General features: G+C 33.6%; 15 protein-coding genes. 10 read left to right on the forward strand and 5 right to left on the reverse strand.

Features of this window, described 5'->3' with window-relative positions; genetic code table 11:
* Positions 1-105 precede the first annotated feature (105 nt).
* The 4 genes from GMA06_RS01400 to GMA06_RS01415 form a co-directional block, all read right to left on the reverse strand.
* Positions 106-1,158 (reverse strand): winged helix-turn-helix domain-containing protein, encoded by a 1,053-nt coding sequence (locus tag GMA06_RS01400; protein WP_163561445.1) that lies wholly within the window; start codon positions 1,156-1,158, stop codon positions 106-108.
* 18 nt (positions 1,159-1,176) lie between these two features.
* Positions 1,177-2,418: an MFS transporter gene (locus tag GMA06_RS01405; RefSeq protein WP_163561446.1), complete on the reverse strand. Its 1,242-nt coding sequence runs from the start codon at positions 2,416-2,418 to the stop codon at positions 1,177-1,179.
* Between the two features lie 452 nt (positions 2,419-2,870).
* Positions 2,871-4,028: an aminotransferase class I/II-fold pyridoxal phosphate-dependent enzyme gene (locus tag GMA06_RS01410; RefSeq protein ID WP_163561447.1), complete on the reverse strand. Its 1,158-nt coding sequence runs from the start codon at positions 4,026-4,028 to the stop codon at positions 2,871-2,873.
* 241 nt (positions 4,029-4,269) lie between these two features.
* Positions 4,270-4,839 (reverse strand): GNAT family N-acetyltransferase, encoded by a 570-nt coding sequence (locus GMA06_RS01415; protein WP_163561448.1) that lies wholly within the window; start codon positions 4,837-4,839, stop codon positions 4,270-4,272.
* Between the two features lie 83 nt (positions 4,840-4,922).
* On the opposite strand from GMA06_RS01415, the gene GMA06_RS01420 reads away from it, so the two are divergent.
* The 10 genes from GMA06_RS01420 (at position 4,923) to truA (ending at position 15,791) form a co-directional block, all read left to right on the forward strand.
* Positions 4,923-5,561 (forward strand): type II CAAX endopeptidase family protein, encoded by a 639-nt coding sequence (locus GMA06_RS01420; protein ID WP_163561449.1) that lies wholly within the window; start codon positions 4,923-4,925, stop codon positions 5,559-5,561.
* Between the two features lie 20 nt (positions 5,562-5,581).
* The gene (locus GMA06_RS01425; RefSeq protein ID WP_163561450.1) at positions 5,582-6,421 is read left to right on the forward strand and encodes an energy-coupling factor ABC transporter ATP-binding protein; all 840 of its coding nucleotides are present in this window, start codon (positions 5,582-5,584) and stop codon (positions 6,419-6,421) included.
* Complete coding sequence (locus tag GMA06_RS01430) at positions 6,397-7,257, forward strand: energy-coupling factor transporter ATPase (RefSeq protein WP_163561451.1); 861 nt, start codon at positions 6,397-6,399, stop codon at positions 7,255-7,257. Before GMA06_RS01425 ends, GMA06_RS01430 begins: the two co-directional genes overlap by 25 nt.
* Positions 7,251-8,042 carry an energy-coupling factor transporter transmembrane protein EcfT gene (locus tag GMA06_RS01435; protein WP_163545326.1) on the forward strand — a complete coding sequence of 264 codons (792 nt, stop codon included), beginning with the start codon at positions 7,251-7,253 and terminating at the stop codon, positions 8,040-8,042. Before GMA06_RS01430 ends, GMA06_RS01435 begins: the two co-directional genes overlap by 7 nt.
* A 699-nt stretch (positions 8,043-8,741) precedes the next feature.
* On the forward strand, positions 8,742-9,668 hold the full coding sequence (locus GMA06_RS01440) for an LPXTG cell wall anchor domain-containing protein (protein ID WP_163561452.1): 927 nt from the start codon (positions 8,742-8,744) through the stop codon (positions 9,666-9,668).
* 128 nt (positions 9,669-9,796) lie between these two features.
* On the forward strand, positions 9,797-10,096 hold the full coding sequence (gene yidD / locus GMA06_RS01445) for a membrane protein insertion efficiency factor YidD (protein ID WP_163561453.1): 300 nt from the start codon (positions 9,797-9,799) through the stop codon (positions 10,094-10,096).
* Positions 10,065-10,823 (forward strand): hypothetical protein, encoded by a 759-nt coding sequence (locus tag GMA06_RS01450; RefSeq protein ID WP_163561454.1) that lies wholly within the window; start codon positions 10,065-10,067, stop codon positions 10,821-10,823. The genes yidD and GMA06_RS01450 overlap by 32 nt, the downstream gene beginning before the upstream one ends.
* Before the next feature lie 5 nt (positions 10,824-10,828).
* Positions 10,829-13,525, forward strand: a complete 2,697-nt coding sequence (locus GMA06_RS01455; protein ID WP_163561455.1) for a YfhO family protein — start codon at positions 10,829-10,831, stop codon at positions 13,523-13,525.
* Positions 13,470-14,876, forward strand: coding sequence for a cysteine--tRNA ligase (cysS, locus tag GMA06_RS01460; protein ID WP_163561456.1), 1,407 nt, complete (start codon positions 13,470-13,472; stop codon positions 14,874-14,876). The genes GMA06_RS01455 and cysS overlap by 56 nt, the downstream gene beginning before the upstream one ends.
* 102 nt (positions 14,877-14,978) lie before the next feature.
* Positions 14,979-15,791, forward strand: coding sequence for a tRNA pseudouridine(38-40) synthase TruA (gene truA, locus GMA06_RS01465; protein WP_163561457.1), 813 nt, complete (start codon positions 14,979-14,981; stop codon positions 15,789-15,791).
* Positions 15,792-15,868: 77 nt separating this feature from the next.
* Here truA and GMA06_RS01470 read toward each other — a convergent pair whose 3' ends face one another.
* A complete protein-coding gene (locus GMA06_RS01470) occupies positions 15,869-16,486 on the reverse strand; it encodes a DedA family protein (protein WP_163545319.1) in 618 nt (205 codons plus the stop codon).
* Between the last annotated feature and the right edge of the window lie 41 nt (positions 16,487-16,527).

Raw genomic sequence — 16,527 nt, forward strand, 5'->3', positions numbered from 1 at the left:
GATAAACTGATAGTAACGCTAAACATTAAACTATATTTTTATAGAATAATTTAGTTTCTCCTGTAAAAAGTTGCGGATATTTTCCGCAACTTTTTCGTTTTTTCTTTATTCATTTAAGTCAAAGTCGGTTTCTAATTTTTGAATGAGCGCTCGTAAAATATCTTTATTAACAAGATATTTGATAGGTTGCTCTTGCGAATGTTCATCGTTTTGAAAAATCAATAATAAATTAGAAGCTAGTTTATTTGTGTGATAGGAAACAGCAGCACTGGTCATTTTAAGTGTTTCGGCAATGTCTTTTGTTTTTGTGCCTTTTGATAGTGCTAACATCACTTTATAGCGTGTTGCATCACCTAATATTTTAGCAAGTTCGTGAAATGTATCATCATCTAATTGTTCATTAGCTGTGTTTAATAATTCTACCATGCGTGTCCCAATGAGTAGAATTGCTGGTTTATTTGATAAAGTATCTCTCCCGTTAAATAAAAAATAGGCGAAAAAGGGAGATAAAACACAAACGGTACAGGTGTCTTTTTTTGTGTCGTGATTTAATAATTGATTGTCAAAAATAGGAATTTGATTGATTAACGCTTCAGCAGTTGTTAGAGATGAACCGAAATTTGTGCGTTCTTCTTGCATTTGTTGATAAAAAGGATCATAAATCGTTTCGATTTTTAGAAGTAAATCGCATAATTGGTCAATCATTTCTTTAGGTTGATACAGTATGTTTGTGAGTTTCCATTTATCTGAATCAGATAATGCGTCAGCTGCTTGTGTAATCAGTCGATAAACATCTTCTATGGTATTTTGTTTTTTTATTTTTCCTTCATGGAATAAATATGCTAGTCCCTCAATAATCTGTTCGCTTGATAAGGTACGTAGAATATTTAATCCTTCAGTAAATGTTTGTACGGTTTCTGGTACATATACATTAAATAAGTGTAATGCAATTTTAGGAAGATTTTTGAAATAGAATTTTTTAATATCGCTTTTCAAAGGTTGTAGACATTCTAGCACATCATCTGTTTTTATAGGAAGATTACTTAATAAAATATCTTTTTGTTTGACGCTTAAGAGTGTTTCTTCGTCAATAAGTAATTCGGGTAAACAACAAATTTCAATAAATTTACTATAAAGTGGATAATAATGTAATTGCATGGTATCGATCCTTACTTTTTATTTTTCTTCTATTGTATCAAATTTTGCATAAAGTAGAATATATAATACTAATAATAAAGAAAATCCTAATAAAGTCCACACGATAATGTAAGGTGGGATAAATGTAATGAGTGTTGACACGGTTACACCAAGAACTAAATACCCAGATTGTAGAGCGGTTCCTAGTCCTCCTAGTGTTGTTGCCAATGAATCTTTGGGTAGAGAATTAAGTATAATGGCACTAAATTTTGGGTTTAATGCACTTGATAATAAACCTACTAACATAAGACCAAAAACAACAATATAAATATTTCCCAATCCGAATCCTAAGTATACGATAACGGGTGAGATAGTGGCACATTTTAAAAGAGTGGTTAATGACGTATTTTTTAAAAGTGTCATACCTAATACACTACCGATGATACCTGAAATGGTGATGCTTGTTGACATAATGACTAAAGTTGTTTGTGAGTTAATGATAAAAAAGTTTGGTAAATCGTGAATATAGCGTAACATGAGTGTGTTTACTGATGAAAACACGGCATTTAAGAAAATAGCAATGATACAAGTTTTAAAAACGATAGGTAAACTTTTTACATTTTCATAGGCTGTTTTTAAATTATTGAAAAAATGTGATTTATCTTTTGTAGAGTGACTTACTTCTTTTGGGACGAGTTTGTTTAATGGTTTATAAATACTTAACATAATAAGTGCAGATACTAAAAATGTGCCGGCATTAATAAACGCAATGTGTTGATAAGAAAACCAGGTAATAAATAGACCACCCAATGACAAAAATCCGATACGACTTACTTGAGAGATAGCTTGTCTAAAAGACATGGCTTGTTCACGGTCTTCGTCTGAGATGATGTAGATAGAAATAGGTGTAAAAAGTCCTGATTCGTACTGTCCAGAAATATCAGAAAAGAAGTTCAAAATAGCAACAATGATAACAATCCATAAAGCTGGTTGAAAGCCCATTAGTATACCGACAATGGAGTAAATCATTACTCTAAAAAACAGTGTTGCTAAAATGGTGTTTAGTTTGTATTTTGTTTTATCTGCCCAGTAGCCTGTAAAAACTTCGGCTAGCGTTGGTAAAAGTTCTGAGATGGAAATTGCTGAGATAGCAAGTGTTGCATCGGGTAGAACTAATACATAGTTCATCAGTGCCAAGTAAAAGAGTGTATCTCCGAAATTGGATAATAAATCTGCTGTGAAACTTGTCATGAATAGTTTGTTTTGTAAAATACGTTTCATATTAAAAAACTCCTTAATAAAAAATTAAACATTTATTTAACAAGAGTATAACTCTAAGAAGTAATTAAGTCAACGTTTAATTTTTGTTAAGCGAGTTTTTAATTATAAATAGGTAAAATATCTACTGTTGAATAATTTCTTGATAAGATTTATAGGCATGAGGTGCTTCGTCGAGTGTGGACATATTCATAGCAGTTGTGACAATAGATGCTATTTATTTTATAAGGATGATTTTTTCACTTAGCTACATGTAGTTGTTTATCTGCACCGCGAGGAGTGGAACAATTCCAGTCTTTGTTGCCCAAATTCTACAATTGAAAGAACCGTCTTTCATATTGAGTGGACTAATTAAATGTTCGTTTAATATCGCTGAGGGTGTTCCTTTCTTATCATATATTATAAGAAAGTATTGCACTGACGTGTGAAAGCGTCAGTGCAATACTTCTTGCTATTTATTGAGTATTTTGCTTGTTTGTAATGAATAGTCGAATACGTTCCATACTTTCTTTTAAAATATCCATACTTGTTGCATAACTAATGCGTATGTAGTTTTCGCCACCTTTTCCAAAAACAGATCCTGGGATAACACCGACTTTTCCATGAACGGCTAATTCACGTGCAAATGTTTTGTCGTCCATATTCAAGTGTTGTGGAATACGTGGGAATACATAAAATGCACCGTCTGGAGAAGCGACATCAAATCCCATGTTGGATAGTTCTTTGACGATAAAATCACGTCGTTCTTGGTATGCTTGTTTCATCATTGCAATAACGGCATCTCCGTCATTGAACGCTGTGGCTGCAGCAATATGGGCAAACTGAGATCCAACAGGCGTGCTAGATTGATGTGCTTTAAAAATAGGTGTAAATAAATCAGGAGGGCAAGCGATAAATCCAATGCGCCAACCTGTCATAGCATACGTCTTTGAGGCACCATTTAAGAGTATTGTTCGGTGTGGTAAATAACGAGCGATTGAATCATGTTTTTGATCGTAAACAAGTTCGCTATAAATTTCATCACTAATCACAATTAAATCTAATTCGTCTGCTGTTTTAGCGAATGTTTTTAAATCTTCGGGACTATATGTGACACCAGTTGGATTTGAAGGATAATTTAAAATAACCACTTTTGCATTTGGGTGATTGATTTTTGCTTGCCTTAAAGCCTCTGGTGTTAAAATAAATTGTGTGTGAGAGGTATCCACTGTCACGACTTCACCGTGATTGATAAGTGTGCATAATTCATATTGTGGAAAAGCAGGTGTTGGAATAATAACGGCATCTCCAGGGCTGATGAGTGCTTGTAAAACAGCGGCAAGTCCTTGAGATTCCCCAGTTGTAACGATAATATGAGAAGTATCATAAGATAAATCATATCGACGTTTTAAAAAGTGAACAAAAGCGTCGATAAGAACAGGCATACCTTTTGATGATGAGTAACCATTAAATCCATCATCAATAGCTTTTTTCCCAGCCTCTTTAATAAAATCAGGTACATCAAAATCAGGTGCACCAATGGTTAATAAATGAATGCCTTCTGTTTTTGCAAATAGTTCGTTATATGCCAAAATTTCTGAAGGGACAATTTTTTCTAATGCGATATTTGTCATTACAATTCCTCACTTTCATATCTTAAGAATACTTTAAAAAGATATTTAGTACAAGGTTTTTTTCATAAACGTTTCATTTTTTCTTAGGTCATAAAAGGAAGCTAATTTTAAAGCAAATATCTATTTCAATAACACGCAAAAAGCTTGAAAGCAACTCGTTGAATATGTTGCTTTCAAGTCTTTGCTATTTAAAAAGTATACATATTTTTTCCGGCCCACTATGATGGTATCGTCTTTGTACTTAGAGTGATGAAATACTTTTTTCCATGTGATAATAAAGATGCCCTAAAAAATCTATTTCATAAACTGTTGAAAAACCAAGACGTTCGTACAGTTTTTTTGCTTGAAGATTATCTTGTTCGCAATTTAAACCAACGCGTTGATAAGGAGCGACGATGTCTTTTAATACATCAAAAAATGCTGAAGCAATCCCTTGTCCACGATAATTTGAATGAACAACTAAAGAGTCTAAATACCATTCATTGTCGTGACTTTCACGATTACTTTCGTATTGACGTATGTTTAGGTGAGGAAAATGTGCATCAATAAAGGTATGAAAATGTTCATCAAATTGTCTTTCGTCTTGACCGGCATATCCATATAATACGCCAATAATTTGATTTTCTTTTTCGTAAACCCACGCATTTTTGTAACTAAATTTTGCGTGTTCGTCCGCTAAAATATGTAACATTGTTTTTTGAAAAGTATCCTTATCTAGTAGACGTAGCAATGGATAATTCATATCTTCCCAAATAATATATATCAATGGATAAATGGCATCAATATCTTGTTTCGTTGCTTTTCGTATCATTATAAACCTCCGTTCATACTTTTATTATATCTTATTTATAAAAAAATGTTATAATGTAATGAATAAAAAGCGGAGGTGTAGTGATGACAACAAAAGATAAATGGATGAGTACGATTTGGCTTATACTTTGCTTTTTTGTATTACAAGGCTTTATTTCTGTTCTTTTAGTTACAAGTTTTACTATAGACTGGTTTATGGCTCAAGCGATAGCACAAATGATTATATTTCCTTTGATGTTGAAGATTATGTCTTGTTACCGTATGGAACATTTTAAATTTTCTTCGATAACACTAAAAAATATTGGCTGGATGTTGCTTATAGGTATTGTGTGCCATTTTTTGACAGGCTATATCGTTGAATTGTTGCCTAAAGAAACATTAGTTAATCAAGAGTCGATTGAAACATTGGCGACAAAATCTAGTGAAGTATCTATTTTTTTAGCTGTTGTGATGATGGGACCTATTATAGAAGAACTATTATTTAGAAGTTTATTTATTCAAAATATTTTTAAAAATAAAAAATGGATTGGTTTTTTAGTGGCAACCACCTTATTTGCTTTAGCACATGCGGGTGTGACCGTAACCTCTTTTGTGACTTATTTTATGTTAGGTATACCGATGGGGCTTATTTTAATCAAAACAAAATCATTAGAGTGTGCTATATTGTGGCATCTCATCAATAATTTGCTAGCTGTATCCGTTATGTTTGGCTGGATTAGGTAGAATATGAAATGGAGTAAAACATGATTGTTGTAGAAAATTTATCATATGCATATAAAAAAGAAGATGGCACAAAAGAACATCAAGCGTTAGATAATGTGTCTTTTCACGTAAAAAAAGGAGAATGGGTTGCCATTGTTGGACATAATGGTTCTGGCAAATCAACATTGGCAAAATTATTGAATGGCTTGCTTGTGGCAGATAGTGGAAAAATATGTATTGATAAAACAGAATTATCCCAAGAAACAATTTGGGATATTCGTCAAGGTATGGGTATGGTGTTTCAAAATCCTGACAATCAATTTGTGGGTGCAACGGTGGAAGATGATGTTGCCTTTGGTTTAGAAAATCAAGGTGTACCTAGAGAGGACATGCAACAGCGTGTGGAAGAAGCTTTGGCATTAGTAGGGATGAGTGATTATAAAGATAAAGAACCTGCACGTTTATCGGGAGGACAAAAGCAACGTGTGGCGATTGCTGGTGTTTTAGCGTTGCATCCCAATATTATTATTTTAGATGAAGCGACGGCTATGTTAGACCCTAAAGGGCGTAAACGTGTGATTGATGTTGTACAATCATTACGTCAAACATTGGATATGACGGTTTTATCTATTACGCATGATGTTGAAGAGGCATCTCTTGCTGATAGATTATTCGTGATGAATGGGGGGTGCCTTTTATATGAGGGAACCCCGGCCGACATTTTTGGTACGGTCACAGACATCGAAACATTAGGCTTAGAATTACCGTTTGCAGAAAAAGTAAAACGAGCATTGGCGGAAAATGGGATACGTGTCCCAGAGCAATATATGACATTACAAGAGTTGGAGGAATGGGTATGTCGATTACTTTTGAACAAGTAAACTATATTTATCAACCCGATACACCTTTTACTTATACGGGTTTACAAGATATATCGTTTTCTATTGAAAAAGGCACTTATACAGCAGTTATTGGGCAAACAGGAAGTGGCAAATCGACACTTATTCAACATTTGAATGCTTTATTAAAACCTACTGAGGGAATGGTGAGCATTGAGCAATATACAATAACAAATCAGACAAAAGAAAAAAACTTGAAAATGTTACGAAAATTGGTTGGTATTGTATTTCAATTTCCGGAGTCGCAGTTATTTGAAGAAACGGTATTAAAAGATGTAATGTTCGGTCCAATGAATTTTGGAGCTAGTCAGGAAGAGGCTGAACAAAAAGCGAAGCGAGCGTTAAGCATGGTGGGGATTGATGAGAGATTTTTTACGCATTCTCCTTTTGAGTTGTCTGGTGGGCAAATGAGACGTGTGGCGATTGCAGGCATTTTAGCCATTGAACCGGATATATTGGTGCTAGATGAGCCGACGGCTGGATTGGATCCGCGAGGGGCTTTGGAAATGATGACATTATTTGATACATTACATAAAGAATATGGATTAACGATTGTGTTAGTAACGCATCAAATGAATGATGTGGCATTATATGCAGATAATGTTGTTGTTTTAAAACAAGGAAAAATTGAAAAAATGGATACACCAATACGTGTTTTTAGAGATAGAGAGTGGTTGAAAAATCAAGAAATTGATACTCCTCAAGCTATGGCGTTTGTGCAATCTTTAAGACATAGAGGGTGTGATGTGGAAGATGTTTTAACTTTTTCCGATTTAATTGATGTACTAACGAAAGCATTAGGAGGTCGTTCATGTTAGACAATGTGATATTGGGTAGATATATTCCGGGAAATTCACGCATTCATCGACTTGATTCACGTGCAAAATTATTGGGAACGATTTTCTTTTTGATGATTGTTTTTCAAGCTAACACCATTTATGATTATCTTTTATTGAGTATGTGTTTACTGTTAACAGTTAAATTATCAGAGGTTTCTTTTTCTTTTTTTTGGAGAGGAATTCGTCCGATGTTGTGGATTATTTTAGTGACAGCTAGTTTACAAATATTCTTATTACAAGAGGGAGATATTCTTTTTTCTTTCTCTTTTGTGAGTGTAACAACACTTGGTATTTGGAATGCATTGTTTGTGACGTTTCGATTTATGTTAATTATTGGTGCAGCGACTGTCCTATCATTAACAACTAATCCACTTATGCTGGCAGATGCCATTGAACGTTTAATTCGTCCTTTGAAAAAAATCGGTGTGCCTGTTGAAGAAATTGCGTTGATTATGTCGATTGCAATGCGATTTGTGCCAACGATTTTAGATGAAACCAAAACGATTATGAATGCACAGCGCTCAAGAGGTGTGGATTTTAATGAGGGTAGTTTTATCAAGCGTATTAGGGCGGTTATTCCAATTTTAATTCCTTTATTTGCAGTACAGTTACGACGTGCTGATGAATTAGCCAATGCTATGGAAGCTAGGGGATACCAAGGTGGTGAAAACCGTAGTAAATATCGACAGTTACAATGGGCAGCTCGTGATACATTCCTTTTTGTTTTGTTAATAGTTCTTAATATTATTGTATTATGTATATAGGTCATTGCACATGATTTCAATGAAAATTGTATTCAAAAGAAAAAATAGAGAAAATTCGGCAGAATAAGAAATATCGTAAATAATTAAAGTATTTGTGTGGTATGTATAATCGTTTTGTAGGTCAAAGTTCGTATTGCTTTGTTTCTTGATAGTCGATAAGTATATGTGACATACATATTTCATAAGATATTTGAGAACGGATTTTTTAATATAAAAGTGTTTTAAGAAAGTATTTATTTTTTAGTATATGTAATCTTTTATACTTTTAAGATTGGCGTTATTTTAGATTAAATGGCTCAAGTTTTTGAGCTTTTTTATTTAGTCTTGAACGTGTGTAGTGTTTTTCTTCATTTTACACTTTTATTATAGAACTAGATTTTTGTTCATTAAACTGTATTAATAAATAAAGTTGATAGATATAATGTTACATTGATTGATTTTGTGACAATTTTTCTTAGATTTAGTCTTATTACTCATAGGATAATCCTTTTATAATGAATTTTTGATGATGTGTATCGCTTATGAGATATTGTGCCAACTTATATTAAGTTAATTTTTTATAGATTATTATTTATTGTTTGATTGAAAGTGATTTTTTAAAAATATAAGGATTGACAAATTCGTAAGGGGGAGGGTACAATGTTTTAGTCTTATTTATAAAAATTATAGATAAAATAAATTAAAGAAAGGAGAGATTTTATGAAACGATGGATACAGATTTTAGGTATTTTGTGTTTAGTTTTTGGTAGTGTGACTCAAGTAGCACTTGGTTCAGAAGTGTATACACAAAATACGGTCGTTTATCAACATGTGGATATGGCTCAATTATCTAAAGTAGACAAATCCAAAATAGTCTACGCATCTCCTGATTTTTCGGTATATAGTGAAAATGCGCAAGTAGTTCTTGTTTATAAACAAACAGGGGAGTGTGTGGTAACACCAAAACAAAAACTAAGTGTTTTACCACATACAGGCACAAAAGAAGTTACGACAACTTTAATTGTATTAGGTAGTTTATGTTTAATTGGGGCGATTGTATTAGGTAAATGGCAACGTAAACGTTCAAAAATGATTGCGTTATTCTTGATTTTTTCAGGAGCTAATATTGGTTTATTATATACAAATCATGTGTATGCACATAGTTATTTAATGAATAATGTGTCGACAACAGTTCAAAATGGGCGAGTAACACATACACCAGAAAATATTCATGACTGCTATGAGTATGTTGGGTATATTCTTGTGAAACAATACAAGCCATATTATACGACAACAAAAGGTACATGGTCAGTACCGGAAGAGCCATTAAGTTATACATTACCGACACTAAAAATCTCATCAGTACCAGATGAAGCACCAAGCTACGACTTACCGACATTGGAATTGAAGTCGTCAGTACCAAACGAGGCACCAAATTATAGCTTGCCAACGATGAAAATCTCATCGGTGCCGGATGAAGCGCCAAATTATGAGTTGCCAAAATTGGAATTGAAGTCATCGGTACCAAATAAAGCACCAAATTATGAGTTGCCAACTGCGAACCCAGATGATTTTACTACAACAATTTTGAGAACACGTATTAATACAACCGCAACAGAAGAATTCGGTACAGTGGCTCCACCGTGATAAATGTAAAAAGATTGCTATTTTATGAAAGAATAGCAATCTTTTTTATTGGAATTAGTACGGTAGCTTTTTCTTTGATATGAGTTATGTTATACTAGACGGAAGAATAGTTTTTTGGAGAAACGTTTATGAAGAAAATAGCAAAAGGTATGGTAAAAGGATATCAGCACTATATTTCCCCGTTGTTTCCTCCAAGCTGTCGTTACGAACCGACGTGTTCTAACTATGCTTTAGAAGCAATTGAAAAACATGGAGCATTAAAAGGATCACTGATGGCAATGGGTAGAATTTGTCGATGTCATCCTTTTATTAAAGGTGGCGTAGATCCGGTTCCGGATTATTTTACATTAAGAAGAAATCAGTTTAAAGAAGATATATCAAATGGAGGTGCCCAAAATGGAAATGGGAATATTGAAGAACACATTTAAAATGCGACGAGATGTACTTGTTCTCTATGCATTTTTTAGTGTTATTTTATTATTGTTGTGTTTAGTTTGCCAGTATATTAAAGCGTTTTTCAGTACTTATCCGAGTATTTCTTTTATGTTTTTATTTGTACAATTAGTGAGTATTGGACTGATTGTGGCGATGTGGTATATCGCGGTTAGACAGCATCAGAAAACGGGTGTGTTTGAATTTTACGAATTGGGTATAAAAAATAGTAAAACAGAAGAAACGTATTTTTATCATGATATTATTAACTATTCATTTATTCCACAAACAAATAAACAGGCAAAGGCATTAGTGTTTGAAACAGATCAACATGAACAAGTTATTTTATCTGCAATGCTACCTCCTCAGGCTTTTGAATTATTTCAAGAGGATCATACAGCTGTTTGGAAATCATTTGTTCAAGAAGAATTAGAAAATGGGGAAATGTTTTCTGTTGATTTATACGAAGATGTCACATCTTTTAAAATGTCATTAACACCAACGCAAGAGCACGAACTTGTTATTTCTAAAGAGGGTATTGTCTTACATGATGTCTTTTATGAATGGAATGCGTTAAATTGGTATGATGTGTCATGGCATGGTATGTTAGCCATTCAAACGAAAGAGTATAAGGTAATTTTCTTAGAACCAATGACAAGTATATCAAGATACTTTTTATTTATTAGTATACTAGATGAGTTTTTACCGTCTAAAGTTGGGTGATGTGTGTGAAAGATAAAAAATTGATTTATATATTAAGTGGTTTATTACCAATCGTTGTGATGTTTATTGTATACATTTTTTTAGGTGTTTATCCATTTGGTTCAAACACCTTAATGGCGATTGATTTTGCAAGTCAATACATTGACTTGTTTGCTTTCTTTAGAAGAAGTGTTTTATCTTTAGATTTTTCAGGTATTTTTTATTCGTTCTCCAAATCTATTGGTGGAGATATGATGGGTGTGTGGGGATATTACTTGCTTAGCCCATTTAATTTTATTTATGCTTTATTCCCATTTGATGAAATTCGATTGGCAGCGACAGTAACATTGTTATTACGTTATGGTTGTATGGGATTAACATTTTGTCATTTTCTTGTGAAGCGTTATGACGCTTTGAAAAAACGTCCTTTATTAGTACCGACTTTTGCAACTTTGTATGCGTTGTCTGGTTTTGCTGTAGCGTATCAAATGAATCCGTTATGGTATGACGCTTTAGTCTTTTTACCATTGATTATCATGGGGGTTGAGAATGTACTAAGCGGACAAAAAGGGTATAAATATACATTGATATTGGCTGTAATGATGATTTGCCAATATTATATGGCATATATGATTTGTTTGTTTATTATTTTGTATAGCCTATTTTATATGGCGAAAATTTATACAGGAAAAACACTCAAAGAGAAATTAAAATCTTATTTTCTCCCTATTTTAAAATTAGCAGGGTATTCATTTCTTGCTGTGGGTATAAGTTTTGTGTTTTTGTACCCTATTATTCAAAATTTACTCATTAGTAAAGGTACCTATACAGATCCATTTGTTTTTTCTACAAAAATAGAAGCAGATCCGGTATTACTTTTATCAAAATTGATGATTGGAGCATTTGACCATGATCAAATGCCACATGGATTACCGAATATTTATCTTGGTAGTATTGCATTGATAGGCTTTATTTTTTACTTTATGACAAAAGTATTTCGTAAGTCTGAGCGTATAGCTGCTGTTGGTGTTTTTGGTGTGTTTTTATTATCCATGATTTTTAATATGATACATAGAATATGGCATTTAGGGCAAGAGCCAGCGTGGTTTTATCATCGTTTTAGTTTTTTGATTTGCTTCTTTATGGTGTTATTGGCATATCGAGCCATTAGAGAGTGGCAACGAGTGGATTTAGCAGGAGTATGTCTTTCTTCAGGCATCATTATATTAGTGAATGGTATTGTATATCAGTCATCACAATCTTTTATGTCCGTTCCTCAACAAATTTTATCAACACTGTTTTGGATGTTTGTTGTTGTGATGTTCTTTATGAAAGAATATAAATGGTCGAGTATTGTCTTATTGGCAGTAACATGTTTGGAATTAGGTGCTAATGCGTATATTGTACAATCACGAGTAGGGTATGCGGGTGCCTATCGTTTAGAAAATGCACAAAAGACAATAGAGAGTGCGATTGACCCAATTCGTCCACCGAAAACAAATTTTTATCGTATTGAAAAAATATTCCAACGCTCAAATAATGATCCGTTTATGTTTGACTATCCGGGGTTATCTCATTTTAGTTCGAATATGGAAGTTGACACCATGGACTTATTTGATGCGTTAGGTTCATCAGGAGCCAATGCATCAACAAATTATACATCGGGGACACCTTTAACAGATGCGTTATTTGGTATTCGTTATTTAGTCCAAATGAGAAATTTATCAGATGAACAAAAACAAAGTGAATATATTTACAGTTTTTCAAGAGAAACGACGAGAAAAGATCTCTATCAATATTATAATGCTATTTCTGAAACAGATCGTGTACGTGTTTATGAAAATAAACGTTATTTTTCAGTAGGATTTGGCGTTAATGAGGGTTTATTAAATTTAACGCTTGAAGATAATAAACCTGCAGAAAACCAGATGGCTATTTTACAACATCTTTCTGGACAAAGTATTCAATATTTTAAACGTGAGGCATTTAAAGAGATTACACTAGAAAATTTAGAAGCAACCAATCCGAATGATTTAGCTAATTCATCTTTTAAACGATTGGATTTATCAAAACCGGGTAAAATTCGCTATACATTTGTTCCGTCAACGGATAATGCTTATTATTTATCTTTGCCGGGGATGCTTAGTGAGCAACGGTCAGATATGGCAATTTCTTTAAATAAAGCAAATTATGAATATCATGGAATGTTTGATAAGCAGCAACTTTGGAATGTGGCTTACCAACAAAAAAATGTAGAAACCACTTTTGAAATAACCTTTACAAAAGCAAATGAAGTGTCGTTAAGAAATGTTGCCTTGTGGGAAATGGATAATAATGCTGTTGATATTGCGATTGGGCCTAAAACAAAACAAGGAATGACTGTGACAAATTGGGGTAATAACACCATGGAGGGAACGGTTCATTTGACGGATAATAGTACACACCTATTATTTAGTATTCCTTATAGTGAAGGATGGTCTATTTGGGTAGATGATGTTAAAGTACAACCACAAAAAGTTTGGAATAGTTTAATGGCAATTCCAATGGCAAGTGGACAACATCGTATTAAAATGGTCTATGTGCCTAAAGCATTTAGTGTAGGGCTATTGGTAACGGTCGTTTCTTTGGCGATACTAGGTGGCATGATATATGTAGGAGGTAGAAAAAATGAAGCTATACAATACTTTAACAAAGCAAAAAGAAACATTCGTTCCAATAAATGAGGGACAAATCAGCATGTATGTTTGCGGACCTACGGTTTACAATTATATTCATATTGGGAATGCAAGAAGTACGGTAGCTTTTGATACGATTCGTCGTTATTTTGAATATAGAGGCTATGCCGTAAAGTATGTTTCTAATTTTACAGATGTTGATGATAAAATTATTGCCAAAGGGCATGAATTAGGTTTAACACCTAGAGAGGTTGCGGATAAGTTTATTGAGGCGTTTTATGCGGATACATCTTTATTAAATATAAAAAAAGCAACGTTAAATCCACGTGTTATGGACTCTATTGACGATATTATTGCTTTTGTGGAAGAATTGATTGAAAAAGGATTTGCTTATGTTTCTGGTGGAGATGTATATTACCGTACAAGTACGTTTGATGCGTATGGAAAACTAAGTGGACAATCTTTGGAAGATTTAAGAGCGGGTGCTAGTGAACGCACCATTGATGATGAAAAAGATAAAAAAGAAAATCCATTAGATTTTGCCTTATGGAAATCTGCTAAGCAAGGAGAAATTAGTTGGCAGTCACCGTGGGGTGAAGGTAGACCGGGTTGGCATATTGAATGCTCTGTAATGGCGACGAAATATTTATCAAATACGATTGATATTCATGCCGGTGGGCACGATTTAATTTTCCCTCATCATGAAAATGAAATTGCACAATCTGAAGCTAAAACGGGTAAACCATTCGCGAACTATTGGTTACACAATGGATTTGTAACATTCGATGGCGAAAAAATGAGTAAATCTTTGGGGAATTTTGTGTTGGCGCATGATTTGTTAAAACAAGTTAATCCACAGGTGGTACGTTTGTTATTGGCAAGTGCGCATTATAGACATCCTCTTGCTTTCTCAGAAAATATTATCCAAGAGGCAAGTAATAATCTTGAAAAATTAAAACAGGCATATCGAAATTTAGCGCATCGCTTAGAAACAGCAAGTGTAGAAGTAGCTGAAAGCGATGAGGTAATGCGTCAAACGGTGCAATCCCATGAAGAACAATTTGTGATTGAAATGGACGATGACATCAATATTCCAAATGGCTTGACGGTTATTTATCAGCTTGTTAAAGATATGAATATTTATAGCGAAAAAGAACATATCAATCATGATGTTGCGGTATTTGCGTTGGAACGTTTGAAAACATTGGTAAGTATTCTGGGAGTTGAGCTGGAAGAAGAAACACTGTTAGATGATGATATTTTAGCGTTAATTGAAGAACGTCGTGTCGCACGTCAAGAAAAGAACTTTAAACGAAGTGATGAGATACGTGATTATTTAAAAGAACAAGGTATTGTCTTAGATGATACACCTCAAGGTACTCGTTTTAGAAGAATATAGAATACAGGATAAACCGATACTTGAAAAGGTCGGTTTATCCTGTTCTTGTCATAGAATGATGTGCTATAATACATCGAAGAAAGTGAAAGAAAGGAAGATGATATGCAACGTTATAAAGCGATTGTTTCTTATGACGGGACAGACTATGTTGGGTTTCAAAGACAGCTTAATGGAAAGAGCATTCAAGAAGAATTAGAAAAAGCGTTATATAAAATGACAAAAGGGATGTCAATAGGCGTTGTGGCGTCTGGAAGAACAGATTCGGGGGTACACGCAACGGGGCAAGTCATTCATTTTGATTATCCGGCTATTTTGCCCATTCAGCGTATGCAAAAAGCATTGAATAGTTTATTGCCAGAAGATATTCGAATAGATTCAGTTGAAATAATTTCGTCATTATTTCATGCGAGGTATCATACATGTGGAAAACAGTATATGTATCATGTTTCCTTAGGGGAGTATCAATCACCTTTTAAAAAGCGATATGCCTTACACCATCCGTATCGTGTAAATATAGATAAAATGAAACAAGCGTTACAAGATGTTTTGGGTGAACATGATTTTACGAGTTTTTGTTCAACAAAAACAGATAAAGAAAATAAGATACGTTGTGTGACAAAAGCCGATATTGTATACAAGGAAGAGGAACAAGAATTGATTTTTATTTTTGAAGGGAACGGCTTTTTATACAATATGGTTCGTATTTTAGTTGGGACAACGTTACAAATAGGAGATGGATTAAAACCTGTTACGGAACTAAAGCGATTATTAACTGTTAAAAATAGGCAAGAAGCCGGTCCAACAGCAGCTCCGCATGGTTTATATTTGACAAGTGTTTTTTATAAACCAGAAAATCAGTGGTTTCAAACGTATGAAGAAAATAAAGGGATGATGGTAGTTGATACAACTAACTGAATATATAAAAGCAGTGAACGGAGGTCTGAAAACGTCCGTTCACTGCTTTTGTATAATGGAGTATAGCTCCTGTTTATTTAATTTTTTTGTTTTCTTTTTTTATAAATAAAGAATCCTATAACAAGAATAACAATGGCTAATAGTATATATTTAAAAAGACTTGAAAAATGGTCAATATTATCCGCTGCCTCATGCCAACCTGAACCGGCAGCAGAACCAATCCATACCATTAGTATATTCCATAAAAATGTTCCAATTGTTGTATAGAGTGTAAATGGTACTAAATGCATGCGACTTGTACCCGCTGGGATAGAAATTAAACTTCTGACAACGGGAATACAGCGTGTGAATAATACAGTAATTGCACCGTGTTTATTAAACCATGAAATCGCTTTGTCTACATCGGTTCGTTTAAAACCAAAGATTTTACCAATTTTTCCATCAAGAATATTTTCGATAGTTTCTTTTTTTAGTAAAGCGCCTAAACCGTATAAAACAATGGCACCACCTACAGCACCGGCTGTTGCGGATAAAACAACACCCATAAAAGTCATGTTTGTTGTTAGTGTCATAAAACCACCAAATGTTAAAATGATTTCTGACGGAATGGGTGGGAAAATATTTTCCAGAGCAACCAGTAAGAAGATTGCTAGATAACCATGTTGACTCATAAAGTCTGTAATCCAATTTTCCATAATAAAACTCCGTTAGTTGATATTATTTTTGACATAACGTC

This window comes from Granulicatella sp. zg-84, assembly GCF_010892375.1.
In the GTDB taxonomy this organism is placed as follows: domain Bacteria; phylum Bacillota; class Bacilli; order Lactobacillales; family Aerococcaceae; genus WM01.